Origin of the sequence: Streptomyces sp. SID12501 (genome assembly GCF_010550245.1) — a bacterium.
Classification (GTDB): Bacteria; Actinomycetota; Actinomycetes; order Streptomycetales; family Streptomycetaceae; genus Streptomyces.
This window is the reverse complement of record NZ_JAAGLU010000028.1, coordinates 109,577-125,918: the sequence shown is the minus strand read 5'-3', so window position 1 is coordinate 125,918 and position 16,342 is coordinate 109,577. Positions and strand designations below refer to the sequence as shown.

The 16,342-nt window shown below is 72.7% G+C and carries 12 protein-coding genes; 8 read left to right on the top strand and 4 right to left on the bottom strand.

The genetic code is table 11. The features are described 5' to 3' along the window. Nucleotides 1–30: 30 nt before the first annotated feature. The 3 genes from G3I71_RS30525 to G3I71_RS30515 all read left to right on the top strand — a co-directional run bounded on the left by G3I71_RS30525 (nt 31) and on the right by G3I71_RS30515 (nt 4,750). Nucleotides 31–1,248, top strand: coding sequence for a damage-control phosphatase ARMT1 family protein (locus G3I71_RS30525; protein WP_164319578.1), 1,218 nt, complete (start codon nt 31–33; stop codon nt 1,246–1,248). 171 nt (nt 1,249–1,419) lie between these two features. Beyond that, nucleotides 1,420–3,573 carry a germacradienol/geosmin synthase Cyc2 gene (gene cyc2 / locus G3I71_RS30520; protein ID WP_164319576.1) on the top strand — a complete coding sequence of 718 codons (2,154 nt, stop codon included), beginning with the start codon at nt 1,420–1,422 and terminating at the stop codon, nt 3,571–3,573. A 523-nt stretch (nt 3,574–4,096) separates the two neighbouring features. Further along, nucleotides 4,097–4,750 (top strand): PDZ domain-containing protein, encoded by a 654-nt coding sequence (locus G3I71_RS30515; protein ID WP_164319574.1) that lies wholly within the window; start codon nt 4,097–4,099, stop codon nt 4,748–4,750. Between the two features lie 17 nt (nt 4,751–4,767). Here the strand turns inward: G3I71_RS30515 and G3I71_RS30510 are convergent, their stop codons facing one another. Further along, nucleotides 4,768–5,523 carry a metallophosphoesterase gene (locus G3I71_RS30510; RefSeq protein ID WP_164319572.1) on the bottom strand — a complete coding sequence of 252 codons (756 nt, stop codon included), beginning with the start codon at nt 5,521–5,523 and terminating at the stop codon, nt 4,768–4,770. Nucleotides 5,524–5,712: 189 nt separating this feature from the next. Between G3I71_RS30510 and G3I71_RS30505 the strand changes: the two genes are divergently transcribed. Continuing rightward, the gene (locus G3I71_RS30505) at nt 5,713–6,840 is read left to right on the top strand and encodes an aminopeptidase P family protein (RefSeq protein ID WP_164319570.1); all 1,128 of its coding nucleotides are present in this window, start codon (nt 5,713–5,715) and stop codon (nt 6,838–6,840) included. 56 nt (nt 6,841–6,896) lie between these two features. Continuing rightward, the gene (locus tag G3I71_RS30500; protein WP_164319568.1) at nt 6,897–7,829 is read left to right on the top strand and encodes an aminoglycoside phosphotransferase family protein; all 933 of its coding nucleotides are present in this window, start codon (nt 6,897–6,899) and stop codon (nt 7,827–7,829) included. 15 nt (nt 7,830–7,844) lie between these two features. Here the strand turns inward: G3I71_RS30500 and treZ are convergent, their stop codons facing one another. Continuing rightward, nucleotides 7,845–9,590: a malto-oligosyltrehalose trehalohydrolase gene (gene treZ / locus G3I71_RS30495; protein ID WP_164319566.1), complete on the bottom strand. Its 1,746-nt coding sequence runs from the start codon at nt 9,588–9,590 to the stop codon at nt 7,845–7,847. Between the two features lie 184 nt (nt 9,591–9,774). Between treZ and G3I71_RS30490 the strand changes: the two genes are divergently transcribed. The 3 genes from G3I71_RS30490 (at nt 9,775) to G3I71_RS30480 (ending at nt 12,271) form a co-directional block, all read left to right on the top strand. Then, nucleotides 9,775–10,326, top strand: a complete 552-nt coding sequence (locus G3I71_RS30490; protein WP_164319564.1) for an FHA domain-containing protein — start codon at nt 9,775–9,777, stop codon at nt 10,324–10,326. Between the two features lie 164 nt (nt 10,327–10,490). Beyond that, a complete protein-coding gene (locus tag G3I71_RS30485; protein WP_164319562.1) occupies nt 10,491–11,816 on the top strand; it encodes a M14 family zinc carboxypeptidase in 1,326 nt (441 codons plus the stop codon). After that, the gene (locus G3I71_RS30480) at nt 11,813–12,271 is read left to right on the top strand and encodes an SSI family serine proteinase inhibitor (RefSeq protein WP_164319560.1); all 459 of its coding nucleotides are present in this window, start codon (nt 11,813–11,815) and stop codon (nt 12,269–12,271) included. Before G3I71_RS30485 ends, G3I71_RS30480 begins: the two co-directional genes overlap by 4 nt. Nucleotides 12,272–12,315: 44 nt before the next feature. On the opposite strand, the gene G3I71_RS30475 is transcribed toward G3I71_RS30480, so the two are convergent. Both G3I71_RS30475 and treY read right to left on the bottom strand, forming a co-directional pair. Further along, a complete protein-coding gene (locus tag G3I71_RS30475) occupies nt 12,316–13,572 on the bottom strand; it encodes a M14 family zinc carboxypeptidase (RefSeq protein ID WP_164319558.1) in 1,257 nt (418 codons plus the stop codon). Between the two features lie 333 nt (nt 13,573–13,905). Further along, complete coding sequence (gene treY / locus G3I71_RS30470) at nt 13,906–16,302, bottom strand: malto-oligosyltrehalose synthase (protein ID WP_164319556.1); 2,397 nt, start codon at nt 16,300–16,302, stop codon at nt 13,906–13,908. Between the last annotated feature and the right edge of the window lie 40 nt (nt 16,303–16,342).

Here is a 16,342-nt window from a genome sequence, read left to right as displayed (position 1 = left end):
GCGCGTTTCGCGGACGGTACGGTGAGGCGCATGCCTGCCTCCGACTCCGTGTCCCCGCCCGTGATCCTCGGCAATGAGCCGGGCTCGTTCCCCTGGAGCGTGCTGGCCGAACGGCATCCCGCGCTCATCCAGAAGGTGCGGGACGCCTTCCCGTACGGCCCGGAGCAGCACCGCGCGCTCGACGCACTCCTCAAGAACTGCTCCGAGGGCGTCGTCGAACCGCTCCCCGCCGGCGCCGAGGACCGGGAGCAGTGGGAGGACTGGGGCACCCGGGAGTACGCGGGCCGGTCCTGGTTCGACGTGCCGTGGCTGTGGGCGGAAGGGTATTTCTACCGCCAACTCCTCGAAGCGGTCGGGTACTTCGGGAGCGGCGGAAGCGGTGTGGGGGAGGGTGCCTGGCGCGGCATCGACCCCTTCCGCCCTTTCAAGCTCGCCGAACTGGACGCCCCCGAGACCGACGAGGAGCTGGCCGCGCTCGACGACCTGGTGCGCGAGCCGGAGGAGGAGCAGGCACGCGCCCTGCTCCACGGGTCGCTGTGGGGCAACCGGGCCGACCTCGGCTTCCGGCTCTCCGGTGCGGACGAGGGAGGGGAGGCGGCGGGACTCGTCGCCGACGACAGCGAGGCCCTCCGGTCGCTGCTCCGGCCCGCCAGGCCTGCCCGATCCGACGCCGGCACGGTGTGTCTGGTCGCGGACAACGCCAGCCGGGAACTCGTCCCCGACCTGCTGCTCCTGGACCACCTGCTGACCCGGGGGTACGCCGAACGAGCCGTCCTGCACGTGAAACCGCACCCGTACTTCGTCTCCGACGCGACCACCGCCGACGTGGTGGACGCCCTGCGCCGACTGATCCGGGCGCCGGGGGCCGCCGCGGCATACGGCCGCCGCCTCTGGTCCGCGCTGGCCGAGGGCCGCCTCGCCGTACGCGCCCACCCCTTCTCCTGCGCCCCGCTCCCGTACACGGCGATGCCCGGCGGCCTTCGCGAGGACTTCGCCTCGGCCACGGTCACCCTGATGAAGGGCGACCTGAACTACCGCCGCCTCGTCGGTGACCGCCTCAGGCCCCCCACCACGCCGTTCGCGGACGTCACCGCCTACTTCCCCGGCCCGGTGGCCGCCCTGCGCACCCTGAAGTCGGACGTGATCGTCGGCCTCGACGCCCGTACCGAGGCGGCGCTCGTCGCCGCGGAGGGACAGCGCTGGCGGACGAGCGGAACGCGTGCGGTGATTCAGGTGTCTGCACAGTAGTCGCAGTAGTGGTTGGTGTGGTTGTAGTGGTTGGGGTCCTCTCGGTTCTCGCATGCCGAGTGAACTCACAACGCCTGTCCGGAATCCCGGAATTGGTCCTGATTCACGCGATGGTGTGATCATGTCCCGCCCCGTGGATGGCACGTCCGGGGCACGGGTAGGGCCCCGCCCATGACACAGCCGTTCGTACTCCCGTACTTCTACATGCCGTATCCCGCGCGGCTGAACCCGCATCTGGACGAGGCGCGTGCCCATTCGACCGTCTGGGCACGGGAGATGGGAATGCTGGAGGGCTCAGGCGTCTGGGAGCAGTCCGACCTCGACGCGCACGACTACGGGTTGTTGTGCGCGTACACGCACCCCGACTGCGACGGACCCGCCCTCTCGCTCATCACCGACTGGTACGTGTGGGTGTTCTTCTTCGACGACCACTTCCTGGAGGTCTTCAAGCGCAGCCAGGACCGCGACGGCGGCAAGGCCTATCTGGACCGGCTGCCCCTGTTCATGCCGCTCGACCTCTCGACTCCCGTACCCGCGCCGCAGAATCCGGTGGAGGCGGGCCTCGCCGACCTGTGGGCGCGCACGGTTCCGGCGATGTCCGTGGACTGGCGCAGGCGGTTCGCGGTCGCCACCGAGCATCTGCTGAACGAGTCGATGTGGGAACTGTCCAACATCAACGAGGGACGGGTCTCCAACCCCGTCGAGTACATCGAGATGCGCCGCAAGGTCGGCGGCGCGCCCTGGTCGGCGGGGCTCGTGGAGTACGCGACCGCCGAGGTGCCCGCGTCCGTCGCGGAGGCGAGGCCGCTCAGGGTGCTGATGGAGACCTTCTCCGACGGCGTCCACCTGCGCAACGACCTGTTCTCCTACCAGCGGGAGGTCGAGGACGAGGGGGAGCTCAGCAACGGCGTGCTCGTCCTGGAGACCTTCTTCGGGTGCACGACCCAGGAGGCCGCCGACACCGTCAACGACATCCTCACCTCACGGCTCCACCAGTTCGAGCACACCGCGCTCACCGAAATGCCCGCGGTGGCCCTGGAGAAGGGCCTCACACCGGACCAGGTCGGCGCGGTGGCCGCGTACACGCGCGGGCTGCAGGACTGGCAGTCCGGCGGCCACGAGTGGCACCTGCGTTCCAGCCGGTACATGAACGAAGGGGCCCTGGAGGAGTCGCGGCCGTTCGGAGTCGGCGGTTTCGGCACGTCCGCCGCCAACATCGGCGCACTCCTGGCCTCGGCCGGCGCCGAACGCCTGCGCGCCTACACACACGTGCCCTACCAGAAGGTCGGCCCGTCCCTGCTGCCCGATTTCTACATGCCGTTCGGGCTCACTCTGAGCCCGCACCTGGACGGCGCCCGGTCCCGCCTCGTCGACTGGACGCACGGCATGGGCATCCTCCAGGAGGGCGTCTGGGACGAGGACAAGCTCGCCGCGGCCGACCTGCCGCTGTGCGCGGCCGGCATCCACCCGGACGCGACGGCCGACGCCCTCGACCTCAGCTCCGCCTGGCTGGCCTGGGGCACCTACGGCGACGACTACTACCCTCTCGTCTTCGGCCACCGCCGTGACCTGGCGGCGGCCCGTCTGTGCACCGAGCGTCTCTCCGCCTGCATGCCCATCGAGGGCGACGGGTTCCCCGTTCCGGTCAACGGCATGGAACGCGGCCTGATCGACCTGTGGCGGCGCACCACGGTCGGGATGACCGCCGACCAGCGGCGCACGTTCCGCGCCGCGGTGGACGTGATGACCGAGAGCTGGGTGTGGGAACTGGCCAACCAGATCCAGAACCGGGTCCCCGACCCGATCGACTACCTGGAGATGCGCCGCGCCACCTTCGGCGCCGACCTCACCATGAGCCTGTGCCGGATCGGCCACGGCCGGGCGGTCCCTCCGGAGGTCTACCGCAGCGGCCCCGTCCGGTCACTGGAGAACGCGGCCGTCGACTACGCGTGCCTGATCAACGACGTGTTCTCCTACCAGAAGGAGATCGAGTACGAGGGCGAGATCCACAACGGCATCCTCGTCGTCCAGAACTTCTTCGGCTGCGACTACCCGACCGCGCTCGGCATCATCCACGACCTGATGACCCAGCGCATGCAGCAGTTCGAGCATGTCGCCGCCCATGAGTTCCCCGTCCTGTACGAGGACTTCAAGCTCACGGAAGAGGCGCGCGCGACGATGGACGGCTATGTGGCCGAGCTGCGGAACTGGCTGGCCGGCATCCTGAACTGGCACCGGGAGGTCCCCCGCTACCAGTCCGACCACCTGGCCGCCAGGTCCCACGGCTTCCTGCCGGACCGCAGCTCGCCACTGCCGATCGGCTGAGGGCTCACCGGCCGACGGTTCGCGGTCGGCTGACGATCTCCCGTCGTTGTCCGTCGTTGTCCGTCGGCCGAGGTCGCGGACCCGCTCCGTCGCCTCCTCGGCGAGCTCCCGTACGCCCGTGACGGCGTTCCCCGAGAGCCCGCCGAGTGCCGCGTCGGTGGCGGCCGGCAGCGCGCGGGCCCCCGTCGGGAGGTCCGCGTCGGCCGGCGTGCGGGTCAGGGCCCAGAGCTCCTCGGCGATGGAACGGCCGAGGTTCACCCCGTGGCAGAGCCGCAGAGATGTGTCGCGGGGGTCGGTCAGCGTGAGGCGCAGGATCGCTCGCCTGGCCTGGCCTGGCCTGGCTGTGGCCTGCTGCCTGCGGCAGCTGGGCCGGCTCCCGTTCGAGGTGAGCCTGCGCCGGACGGGCCGACACCCGGTCCCAGACCGTGTTGTGGCTACCCATGTCCGCCCCCGCGTCAGTCTCACTCGTTCGTGGCTCGTGGTGCGCCGGTGCACCGGGTAGAGCACCTGGCGGAGGCGAACCATGGAACAGACTGCGCTGCGTCCCAAGCCGATGCCCGGTCAGGAACCGGTCGGCGGCACCACATCCCGCCCGGCCCGGCGCCCGCATGCCGCGCGCCGGCGAGGCCGACGGCTGACGACCCTTCTGTTGGGCCTGTTCATCGGGACCGTCCTGGTTCTCGCGGGCGTAGGGCTCGGCACGCTCGGCGCCACGGTGATCGGTATGAGCAAGCTCGCGGACCTACGGCGTCAGGCGGGAGGGGGCGGGCAGAAGGAGCGGCCCGGAGAGGGGGCGAGTGCGCGGGGCGGGGCGCCCGCAGGGGCCGATTCCCGCTCCCGGTCCGCGTCCGGGGCAGGCCCTTCCAAGTCACCTTCGGGTAAAGCGAGTTCGGCCTCCTCGCCCCCGGCCATGACCGCGACGCTCGGGGTCGAGGCCGTGGACGCCGAGAAAGTGGGAGCCCTGCTCGTCGGCGTCCATGTGCCGGGCCCGGGCTATACCGCAGGCCTCGTTCGGGGCGACGTACTGCTCGCGTTCGGCAGGAGCCGGATCGACTCGGCCTCCGATCTCGCCCGTGTGGTGGCCCACGCCCGCCCGGGTTCGGAGATCACCCTCACGGTCCTTCATCGCAGCGGCGGCTACCAGCAACTGGTGGCGATCCCGGGCGTCGTCACCTGACCTTCCCGCCCTCCCACTTACACGACCACCCTGAAGTGGCTGGTCAGCCGCCCGGTGTCGTCCAGTACGTGAAAGGCGAGACCGACCGGCGCGTCCCGGTCCGCGACCTCCTCGCCCTCCCAGGGCAGCCGGAGGGTCCAGGTAACCCCCGGGCCGACGAGCAGCGGCCGGCCGGCGAAGATCGTGGCCGCCGGTGTGTGGGCGTGACCGGTGATGAGCCCGGCGATCTGAGGCCGGCGCTCCATGAGGGCGGCCAGTCGGCCGGGTTCCCCCAACTGGTAGGCGTCCGGCAGGGGATGGTGCAGGGCGGCGGGCGGATGGTGGAAGGCGAGCAGCGCCGGGACACCCTCGTCCAGTTCGTCGAGCGTCCCGTCGATCCAGTCGTACGTCTCGTCGTCGAGGGCGCCTTCGTCGCTGCCCGGCACGCTGGAGTCGCACATCAGGACGGCGGCGTCGTCGAAGACGTGCGCGCTGTTGACCGGCCCCTCGGCGGCGGGCAGGCCGAGCAGCGCCTTGCGGTAGGGCGCGCGGCTGTCGTGGTTGCCCGGACAGGTGAGTACCGGGAAGGGTGCGTCGCCGGTGCGCAGTCCGAGGATGTGCGCCGCCTCCTCGTACTCGGCCTCTGTGCCGTGGTCCGCGATGTCCCCGGTCACCAGCAGGGCGTCCAGGTGTCCCGGCAGCCCCCACAGCCGGTCGCGCACCCGTTCGGCGCGCGCCGTCGACCGCGCGGTTCCGTCGAGGTGCAGATCGCTGATGTGGGCGAGTACGAGCATGGCCTTCCGCCTCCCTTAATGGTTCGGGTAGATCTAAGCATTAGAACTAATGGTTGCTCAACTCCCATCCGTTAGTTGAAGGGGGCGGGGTAGGTGACACGGGTGCTGGGGCGGTCAATCGGCTCGCGCCGCCCCGTGCATCCGGGCAGGATGCTGCCCGTAGCCCCTCGCCCTTTCACGGAGGCCCGGATGACCGGCAGCACGCCCGCGCCCTTCACCGCCGACGACTACCGGGCACGGATGCGGCGCGCCGCACACGCGGCCGAGGACGCGGGGCTCGCCGGGCTCCTGGTGGCGCCCGGACCCGACCTCGTCTGGCTCACCGGTTACGCGCCCCCAGCGGTCACCGAACGCCTCACCCTGCTGGTGCTGACCGCCGGACAGGACCCCGTCCTCGTGGTACCCGCCCTGGAGGCCCCGGACGCGGCACACGCGGCGGGCGCGCCCGCCCTGACCCTTCGCGACTGGACCGACGGCAAGGACCCCTACGCGGCCACCGCGGCACTCCTCGACACGGCAGGCCGCTTCGGGGTGAGCGACAACGCGTGGGCACTGCATCTGCTGGCACTCCAGCAGGCGCTGCCCCGCAGCTCGTACGTCTCGCTCAGCGACGGACTGCCGATGCTGCGCGCGGTGAAGGACACGGCGGAACTGGCACGCCTGGCAGCCGCGGGCGCGGCTGCCGACGCAACGTACGAGGAGATCCGGAAGGTTCCCTTCGGCGGTCGCCGGGAGAGTGACGTCGCGGGCGATCTGGCCGATCTGCTGCGCCGGTTCGGGCACTCCCAGGTCGACTTCACGATCGTCGCCTCCGGCCCCAACGGCGCCAATCCGCACCACGAGGCAGGCGACCGCGTCATCGAGCACGGCGACATGGTCGTCCTCGACTTCGGCGGCCTTCTGCACGGCTACGGCTCCGACACCTCCCGCACGGTCCACGTCGGCGAACCGGACGCCGAACAGCGCCGGGTCCACGACATCGTGCGAGAGGCCCAGGAGGCGGGCTTCCGGGCAGTGCGGCCCGGCGCGGCGTGCCAGGACGTCGACCGGGCGGCCCGCGCGGTCATCACCGGGGCCGGGTACGGCGAGTACTTCATCCACCGCACCGGCCACGGCATCGGCGTCACCACACACGAGCCGCCGTACATGATCGAGGGCGAGGAGCTGCCACTCGTCCCCGGCATGTGCTTCTCCGTGGAACCCGGCATCTATCTGCCCGGACGCTTCGGCGTACGCATCGAGGACATCGTCACGGTGACCGCCGACGGCGGCCGGCGCCTCAACAACACGACCCGCGAGATGGTCATAGTGGACTGACCGCACACCAGGAGCCCATCCCCGCCCTCACACCCCCGGACGACAGCGGCGCGACCATGACCCAGGCACCGACACCCACCGCGGACACGGTCCGCCGACTGGTCCGTTCCCTGCTCGGGGACGGCGCCGTCGGCGCGGGCGGACCCGACGTCCGGCCCGCCGGCGCCGGCTGCGCCACGTGGTGGGTCGGCTCCCGGCACGTACTGCGTCTGGCCCCCGACCGGGAGACGTCCGCGAGGCTGCGTCGCGAACCGCGCCTGCGCGACCTCGTACGCCCGCACATCGGCGTCGCCGTCCCCGTCGCCGTGGCGCACGGCGAGTGGGCCGACGGACTGGCCTACACCCTGGACACCCGGCTCTCCGGCGGCTCGGCCGAGGAGCACGATGTCTCCGCCTTGGGCGAGGCGGACCTGGCCACGCTGCTCACGGGGTTGCGCGAGGTGCCCGTACGCCAGGCCGAGACGCTCGGTGTGCCTCGGGTCGGGCCACGTTCCCTGGAGGCGCTGCGGCGGGCCGCCGAAGGCGCGGCCGAACGCCTCGCGGCGGCCGACGAGTTCGACCCCGCGCGGCTCCACCAGCTGACCCCGTCCGCCACCGCACAACTCGCCGCGCAGGCAGGTACGGCGGTCCTCGTCCACCACGACCTCAAGGGCGAGCACCTCGTGGTGAGCCCCGACGGGCGGGTGCGTGGTGTCCTCGGCTGGACCCACGTGGTCGTCGGTGACCCGGCCGAGGACATCGCCGGTCTCGCCCTCGCGGTCGGCTCGCCCGCCGCCGTACGGGCGGCCACCCTCGCCGGGTACGCGGCCCGCCCCTGCCTGCGTGGCCTGTGGCTCGCCCGCTGCGACACGGTCGTCCGGCTCGCCGAGAGCCTCACCGGCCGCGACGCCGGCCCGCTGCCGCTCCTCAGGGTCCAACTGCGGCGCGCGTGGGAGGCGATCCTGCTGGAGCGGGTGACGGAGCTGCGGGAGGAGGATGAGGAGGGGTAGGTCCCGCCCCTGTGCTCACCCTTGTTCCAGCACCACGCAGGACTCCCCGGGAACGTGCAGCAACCCGTCCGCTCCCGGCAGTTCGACCGGTTCCCAGGCGGCCAGCACCCGCGCCCGCCGTGGGCCCAGGGGGATCGCAGCCGACTTCGGGGCGAGGTTCGCCACGACACGTACGTCCCCGCGCCGGAAGGCGAGCCAGCGTGCCTCCTCGTCGTACGCGACCTTGATGTCCGAGAGATCCGGGTCCGTGAGGTCGGGCTGGGTGTGGCGCAGGGCGATCAGGTCCCGGTACCAGGACAGTACGCGCGCGTGCGGCCCGCGTTCGGGCTCCGACCAGTCGAGGCAGGAGCGGTCACGGGTCGCCGGGTCCTGAGGGTCCGGCACGTCCTCCTCGGCCCAGCCGTGCGAGGTGAACTCCCGCCGCCGGCCCCGCCGTACGGCCTCCGCGAGCTCCGCGTCCGTGTGGTCGGTGAAGAACTGCCACGGGGTGCCCGCCGCCCACTCCTCGCCCATGAACAGCATCGGTGTGAACGGCCCGGTGAGCATCAGTGCGGCGCCGCAGGCGAGCAGTCCGGGGGAGAGGGAGGCCGAAAGGCGGTCCCCCTGGGCGCGGTTGCCTACCTGGTCGTGGGTCTGCGTGTAGCCGAGCAGCCGATGCGCGGCGACGCCGGTGCGGTCGAGCGGGCGGCCGTGCACACGGCCCCGGAAGGTCGAGTACGTGCCGTCGTGGAAGTAGCCGCCCGAGAGCGTCTTGGCCAGCGCCGCGAACGGGGCCCGCGCGAAGTCCTCGTAGTAGCCCTGCGACTCACCGGTCAGTGCCGTGTGCAGGGCGTGGTGGAAGTCGTCGCTCCACTGAGCGTGCAGCCCGAGACCGCCGCCCGCGCGCGGGGTGACGATCCGCGGGTCGTTGAGGTCGGACTCGGCGATCAGGGACAGCGGCCGGCCCAGGTCGGTGGCGAGGGCGTCCACGGCCTTCGACAGCTCCTCCAGGAAGTGGCACGCGCGGGTGTCCCGCAGCGCGTGCACCGCGTCCAGCCGCAGCCCGTCGATCCGGTAGTCGCGCAGCCAGGCCAGCGCGCTGCCGAGCAGATACGCGCGCACCTCGTCCGAGCCCGGCGCGTCCAGGTTCACCGCGGAACCCCAGGGCGTCTGATGCGTGTCCGTGAAGTACGGGCCGAAGGCGGGCAGATAGTTGCCGGACGGTCCCAAGTGGTTGTGTACGACGTCCAGGACGACACCGAGACCGAGTGCGTGCGCCCGGTCGACAAAGCGCTTCAGTGCCTCGGGGCCGCCGTACGGCTCGTGCACCGCCCACAGCGAGACCCCCTCGTACCCCCAGCCGTGCTGCCCCGGGAACGGGCACAGGGGCATCAACTCGACGTGGGTGACGCCCAGTTCCACGAGGTGGCCGAGCCGGCCGGCCGCCGCGTCCAGCGTGCCCTCGGGCGTGTACGTGCCGACGTGCAGCTCGTACAGGACCGCGCCCGGCAGCGCGCGCCCCGCCCACTCGGTCTGCCAGGTGTGGCGCCCGTGGTCGACGACGGCGCTCAGACCGTCCGGACCGTCCGGCTGGCGGCGCGAGCGCGGGTCTGGCAACACGGGACCGTCGTCCACGGCGAAGCCGTAACGCGACCCGTCCCGGGCCTCGGCCTCGCCGGACCACCAGCCCGTGCGCTCCGGATCGCGCTCCAACGCGCGCGTGCCCGAGTCGCACTGGAGCGTCACACGACTGGCCTGCGGTGCCCACACCTCGAAGTGCACGGACGGATCCCCTTACTGTGCCGAGCGGTGCTCACCGGGACGTAGCCCGTCCCATGGTGCTTCAAACGCCGACGGTCCGCGCCTGAATCCTCACCTTTGCCGAGCGTGTCGTCGGGCCCGCCCGGCGGGCCGCCGTTTCGGCGTTCTGTGGACACCCCGCGCGCGCTGCCCGACAATCACGAACGTGACGTCGTCCTTCGAGTTCCACACGTACCCGCCGCGCCTCTCCGACGCGGAGCGCGACCGGGCGCTGAAGGCGCTCCGGGAAGGGGTCGCTCTCGGTCAGCTCTCGCACGACACGTTCATCCGGCGCATGGAACTGGCGCTGGCCGCCCGCCGGTCCGACGAGCTGGCCGTCCTCACCGCCGACCTGCCCACCGAGAACCGCCTGTCCCGCCTGGTGTTCGGGACGGTCGAGGCGGTTTCCGGCTTCACGGTACGGCTGCGCAGGGCCTGGCAGTCGGAGCGGCTCCCCAAGCTGCTGCTGCCCCACCCCGGCAACGGCCACCCGCTGCGCATAGGGCGCGACCCCGCCAACGGCCTGCGGCTCACGCACGAGACGGTCTCGCGCGTCCACGCCGAACTCCGGCAGCAGGGCGGCCTGTGGGTGCTGCGCGACCTCGGCTCGACCAACGGCACGACGGTGAACGGGCGCCGGGTGATCGGCGCGGCCGTCGTCCGGGCCGGCGACCAGATCGGCTTCGGGAACATGACGTTCTGCCTCTCGACGGAGTGAGACCACTCCCGTAGGACTGCTCCCCAGGAGCAATTCACTTTGCGTGCCGCGGTGTTGACGTACCCCCCGAGTCGTGACTGACTGTGCGTACGTCATGTACGCCAAGTGAACCGACAGTCCTGCTGCGGAGGTTTGTCCTGTCGCCGCTCCTCCACTACCCGTCCGTGGACGAGTTGGCCGACCGGGCCGCCGCACTCGTCGCCCGCCACCCCGCCGACGCCCGGCTGCGCACCGTGGGCACCTCGCGCGCGGGGACGCCACTGTGGTTGCTCTCCGTGGGGCACGGCAGCCGTCAGGCTCTGGTCGTCGCCGGACCGCACGCCAACGAGCCCGTGGGCGGCGCGACAGCACTCCGGCTGGCCGAACGGGCCCTCGCCGACCCGGGACCGACCGTCCGCGCGGACGCCACCTGGAACCTGCTGCTGTGCCTGGACCCCGACGGCTCGCGCCGCAACGAGGGCTGGCTCGCGGGTCCCTACACCCTCGGCCACTACTTCCGGAACTTCTTCCGGCCCGGCTTCCTGGAACAGCCCGAGTGGCTGCCCGACGGCGCGGCCGGGGCCGCCCTGCCGGAGACCCGCGCGCTGCTCGCCCTCCAGGACGAACTGCGGCCGTTCTTCCAGTGCTCGCTGCACGGTGTCGATGTCGGCGGCGGTTTCGTGGAACTCACCCGCGACCTGCCGGGCCTCCCGCAGCGCGTCGCCGAGACGGCGGCCCGGCTCGGCATCCCGCGCGAGCTGGGCCCGTACGACACCCTGTACTGGCCCAGTCTGGGACCCGCCGTGCACCGGATACCGCCGCCGAGGCGTGGCGACCTGGCCGCCGCCATCACGGAGGCCGCCGTCGAGTCGACCTGGTTCCATCCGCACCGGCACGGCACGGTGACGGCGATCGTCGAGGCGCCCATGTGGGGCGTGGCCGCCGTGGAGGACGACACGCCGCCCGCCGACGCCGACGCGGTGCTGCGCACCGTCAGCCACACGCTGCGGCACGACACGCGGTATCTGGAGGCGGCCCTCGGACAGCTGCGGCCCCACCTCGGGCGCGTGGCGGACGCGGACCGTCTCCTCGCCCCGGTGGACGACTATCTACTGGTCTGCCCCGGTCTCGCCGACGGCTGGGACCCCGACACGGACGACGGCACCGCGCGCCCGCTGCCACCGCTCAGGACCGCCCACCTGGCAGCGCTGCGCATCGCCGGGCGGCGGCTGGTGCTGCGTACGGCGGGGCTGCTGCACCAGCTGGCGCGCGACGCGGGTCCGGCGGCAGCCGACGTCCTGCGCGAGCTGGACCGGCTGATCGACGAGTGGTGCGCCGACTACCGATACGGCTGCGGGGCGCGCTGGATACCGGTCGCACGTCAGGTGGAGTACCAGTCGCGGGTGGCGCTCGCCGCGTTCGAACTGGCGGGCCGCCGCACGCGCGCGGGCTCACGTTCGGGTGAGTCGGGCTGGGGTGCGGGGGCCGCGTTGCCGATGCACAGGGAATGACCCACACGATCAGTACCGGCAACACGACCGGGCCCGTCCGGATCATCAGGCCCGTCCCCGCCGCACGAGCGGTACGCGGTGCCCTGCTGGCCGTCGGCCTCCTCCTCGCGGGCTCCACCCCGGCCCAGGCGGTCTCCCAGGAGGACGTCCGGGGCAACTGGCTGTACGTCACCGTCAGCCGGGGCGAGTCGGGCGCCGCCGGCACCCACGGCACGCTGGTGCTGTGCGACCCGCCCCTGGGGCACGCGCAGGCGGCCCGGGCCTGTGCGGAACTCGCCGCGGTGGACGGCGACATCGGCGGCATCCCGCCGAGGAAGACCCTCTGCCCGATGCTCTACTCGCCCGTCACCGTGCACGCGGAGGGCGAGTGGAACGGCCGCCCGCGGGAGTACGACAGGACTTTCTCCAACGGATGCGAACTCGGGGCGAGGACCGGGGCGGTGTTCGCCCTGTAGGGACCCATCGGGTGTGCTCGGGAGAGGCGAACGGTCTCGCCCGCCTACCGCCGGGGAGCAGCCTCGCGCGCGTGCCGCGCGGCGGCCACCACCGTGCGGGCCTGGTGCTCGACCTGATGCTCCAGGGGCACCCAGCGGGCCCGGAAGCGGTCCATGAAGGCCTCGCTCCAGGCCGCGACCAGGTGTTCGAGGCGCGGTGCCGCGCGGTCGTCGGTCTCCCGCAGGACCCGCAGCAGCATCGCGGCGGCCCGCAGCGGCAGCCGGCGGCCGAACGCGTCCACGCTGCCGACGTACGCCATCGTCGTGTCGGCGGGCGGCATGTGCGTCCAGTCGGCCGCCAGCCCGGGCACCAGCTCCAGCGCCCACTGGGCTGCCCGCAGCAGGGGCCCCTCGGCGCCCGCCAGACGCGGCAGCGCGTCGCCGAGGACCCGCTCGACCTCCATGCCGTCCCGCAGCAGCCGGCTCGCCAGTCGCCGTATCGCCGCCGCCGGCGCGGGATGCGGGGCCGGGTCGTCCACCAGGTCGCTCGCCCACATCGGGACCTCGACGACCGCCGTCAGACCGCCGTACCGGTGGGCGTGGTACCAGGTGCTGTGCCGCGCGTCGTCCGGCATGCTCGGGTACGCCACTTCCGAGCCCGGCGCCGGCATCACGTGCACGCCGGGACCCGACGCGGGCCAGCCCGCCGCGTCCGAGGCGCCCGTCTCCACCGGGATGCGCAGCTCCGCCGCCGACTTGGCGAACGGCTCGGCGAGCCCGGGGACGTCCTTCGTCAGCTGCACCCAGCTGCCGCCCACGTCGGTGCCGTGCAGGGTGACCTGGAGATAGGGCCGCACTTCGTCGATGACACCGGTCAGGGCACGCGTCTCCGGCGGCAACCGGTCGGGCGGCAGCACGGAGGGCGCCCACTCCGGCTGCTCGGGCCCGGCGGGCCGGTAGAAGCCGAGGTGGTAGTCGAGCAGGCTGCGCGGCGCCGGCGTGACGTGCAGGCTGGCCCCGTCCGGATCCGCGCACAGCAGGAAGTGCCAGGAGGTGTCCGTCCGCAACTCGCGGTCGTGCACAACCCGTTCCGCGAGCGCCAGGAGCGTGGAACCGCCCGTGGGTTCGTTGGCGTGGGCGCCCGCGACGACGAGCACGGCTTGTCGTGCGTGGCCCACGGACAGCAGGTGCAGGGGCCGTCCGGCGCGGGAGGACCCCACCTGCTTGAAGGCGCACAGAAGGGGCCGCTGAGCCGCCAGCGCCCGGGCGGACGAGACGATTTCGTTCACACTGGGGTAGCGCTGCTCCGGCAGGAGACTCACCCCCGTCTGGTCCACCCTGCGTCGCAATCCGCAGTACCCCATGGCGTCCAGGAACTGTCAAGGAGGTCGTGGGGCGGCTCCAGGGGGCGCCAAGGAGCATTCACCGCCGACGGGAACGGTCAGCAGGGACATCTGCCGTGCTGGACGGCCGTACACCGCCCTCCGAGGGGGTGAACGCGTGTCGGCGGCCCGGCGCGAAGGGGGCGATGGTACTCACCACCACGCGCCGGTGGTCCCGAACAAGCGCCGGGAGTGCGCGCCTCTGCGAGCCGGGCGCTTGAGTGCTCGCACAGGCGCGCGGCGAAGTATTCGCGCCCCCACGCATCCGGGCTTTCACTCCTCGCCGACACGCTCCAGCAGCGCCACCGGCAGCCGCGCGAAAAGCTCCTCCACGCGCGCGTGCCCGGTGAACTCCCGCTCCGGAGCCAGCAGATCGGCCCACCGGCCCGGCGGCAGCGGCAACCGGGTGTCGTGCCAGCCGCCGGTGTCCGCCAGCCGCAGGGACAGCCGGGTCACCGCCGTGACCACCTCCCCGGAACGCGCGAACGCCACACAGTGCGCCGCCCCCGGGCCCTGCGCGACGAGCGGCGTGTAGGTCGCCGTGTCGCCGAACACCTCCGGGCGCCGCGCGCGCAGCCGCAGTGCCGTCGCCGTCAGCTCGTCCTTCTCGCCGGGGGCCTCGGGCGGGAACGGGACGGGACGGCGGTTGTCCGGGTCCACCAGGGCCCGGTACTCGCTCTCCGTGCCCTGGTAGAGGTCCGGTACGCCCGGCATCGTCAGGTGGACCAGGGCCGCGCCCAGGACGTTCGCCCGGATGTACGGCTCCAGGACGCTCCGCAGTGCGGCCACGTGCTCGCCGGGCGCCCCGCACGGGCCGGCCGCCACGAACGCCGCCACCGCCTCCTCGTACGCCGGTTCCTGCTCCGTCCAGGCGGTGTGCAGGCCCGCCTCCCGGACGTGCTTCAGCAGGGCGCCCTGGAGGCGCTCCGCGTCCGCCGGGCCCAGGCCGAAGGCCGTCTGCCAGGCCGCCCATGCCAGCTGGGCGTCGGGCACGCCCTCACCGGTGCGCGTGACCTCGGCGAGGACGTCGGCCCAGCGCTGCGGGCACTCGGTGAGCACGGCCAGCGCCGCGCGTACGTCGGCGCTGCGCTTCGTGTCGTGCGTCGACAGCACCGTCCCCGTGGCCGGCCAGTCACGCTGCACGCGCGCGCAGTAGGCGTGGAAGTCCTCCGGGGACACCGCGGGGCTCCCCGGACTGCCGCCGACCTCGGTCGCCGACAGCAGCGGCACATAGCGGTAGAACGCGGTGTCCTCCACGGACTTGGCCCGCAGCGCCGACGACGTCTGCGCGAACCGGTCCCGGAACTCCACCTGCTCGGCCCCCACAGCGTCCTTGCCGTCGGCCCGCCCGAGCAGCAGGTTCCGTACGACGTCCACGGCCCCGCCCTCCTCCGGGACGACGAACGCCTGCCGGGCCTCGGCGGAGGCCTCCTCGGTGACCACGGAGGCGGTGTCCCCGGGGGTGTAGGGGCGGTAGACCTCCATGCGGACCAGCAGCTCGCGCAGCGCGGTACGCAGGGCCCAGGGGGCACGGTCGCGCAGCGCGGGGTCCGCGGAGGCGGCGCAGAGACGGTTCGCCACGCGGGTCAGCCGGTCCACCTCGGTGGCCAGCTCGTGCGTCACCACCTTGTACGCGGCCCGCCGTACCGTCGCCTCCCAGTGCCCGCCCCGGTCGGCCTGAGGGGCCGCGAACCGCCGGTACTGGCCGAGGAGCTCACCCGCGCCCGCCGGGTCCGTGAACAGGCCGTCCAGGTGCCGCAGGGCGTCGTAGCCGGTGGTCCCCGCGACCGGCCAGCCCGCCGGCAGGTGCTCCCCGTCGGCCAGGATCTTCTCGACCACCGTCCAGCGGCCCCCGCTCGCCTCGTGCAGCCGGCGCAGATACCCGCCCGGGTCCGCGAGACCGTCCGGATGGTCGACCCGCAGCCCGTCCACCACCCCGTCGGCGAGCAGCTCCAGCAGCTTCCCGTGCGTCGCCGCGAACACCTCGGGGTCCTCGACCCGCACCCCGATCAGCTCCGAGATGCTGAAGAAACGCCGGTAGTTGAGCTCGGTGCGCGCCAGCCGCCACCACGCCGGGCGGTACCACTGGGCGTCGACGAGCTGTGGCAGCGGCAGCTCCTCGGTGCCCTCGCGCAGGGGGAGGACATGGTCGTAGTAGCGCAGGACGTGGCCGTCGTACCCCAGGTGCGCGTCCTGCCACCGCTCGACCTTCAGCTCGTCCCACACCGCGCCGAGCGGCTGCCCGAGCACCGGCAGCAGCAGGCGCCCGCCCTGCGCCTCCCAGTCGATGTCGAACCACCGCGCGTACGGTGACCCGGGGCCCTCCCGGAGCACCTCCCACAGGGGGCGGTTGTGACGCGGGGACATGGCCATGTGGTTGGGCACGATGTCCGCGACCAGGCCGAGACCGTGCTCCCGCGCGGTGCGCGCCAGCGCGCGCAGGCCCTCCTCGCCGCCCAGTTCACCGCGCACGCGCGCGTGGTCCACGACGTCGTATCCGTGCGTCGATCCCGGGACGGACTCCAGGAACGGCGACAGATGCAGGTGCGAGACGCCGAGCGAGGCCAGATACGGCACGGCCGCCGCCGCGGCGCCGAACGGGAACGCGGGCTGGAGTTGCAGCCGATAGGTCGCCGTGGGCACGACCGGGTCAGGACGCTCAGGTGTCATGGGAACCTACGTACCCGCCCCACCGCCTTTCGTGTCATCG

Bases quoted from the DNA above. Each gene is read 5' to 3' on its own strand.
- G3I71_RS30525 (WP_164319578.1), top strand. From the start codon at position 31: ATGCCTGCCTCCGACTCCGTGTCCCCGCCCGTGATCCTCGGCAATGAG.
- cyc2 (WP_164319576.1), top strand. From the start codon at position 1,420: ATGACACAGCCGTTCGTACTCCCGTACTTCTACATGCCGTATCCCGCG.
- G3I71_RS30515 (WP_164319574.1), top strand. From the start codon at position 4,097: ATGGAACAGACTGCGCTGCGTCCCAAGCCGATGCCCGGTCAGGAACCG.
- G3I71_RS30510 (WP_164319572.1), bottom strand. From the start codon at position 5,523: ATGCTCGTACTCGCCCACATCAGCGATCTGCACCTCGACGGAACCGCG.
- G3I71_RS30505 (WP_164319570.1), top strand. From the start codon at position 5,713: ATGACCGGCAGCACGCCCGCGCCCTTCACCGCCGACGACTACCGGGCA.
- G3I71_RS30500 (WP_164319568.1), top strand. From the start codon at position 6,897: ATGACCCAGGCACCGACACCCACCGCGGACACGGTCCGCCGACTGGTC.
- G3I71_RS30480 (WP_164319560.1), top strand. From the start codon at position 11,813: ATGACCCACACGATCAGTACCGGCAACACGACCGGGCCCGTCCGGATC.
- treY (WP_164319556.1), bottom strand. From the start codon at position 16,302: ATGACACCTGAGCGTCCTGACCCGGTCGTGCCCACGGCGACCTATCGG.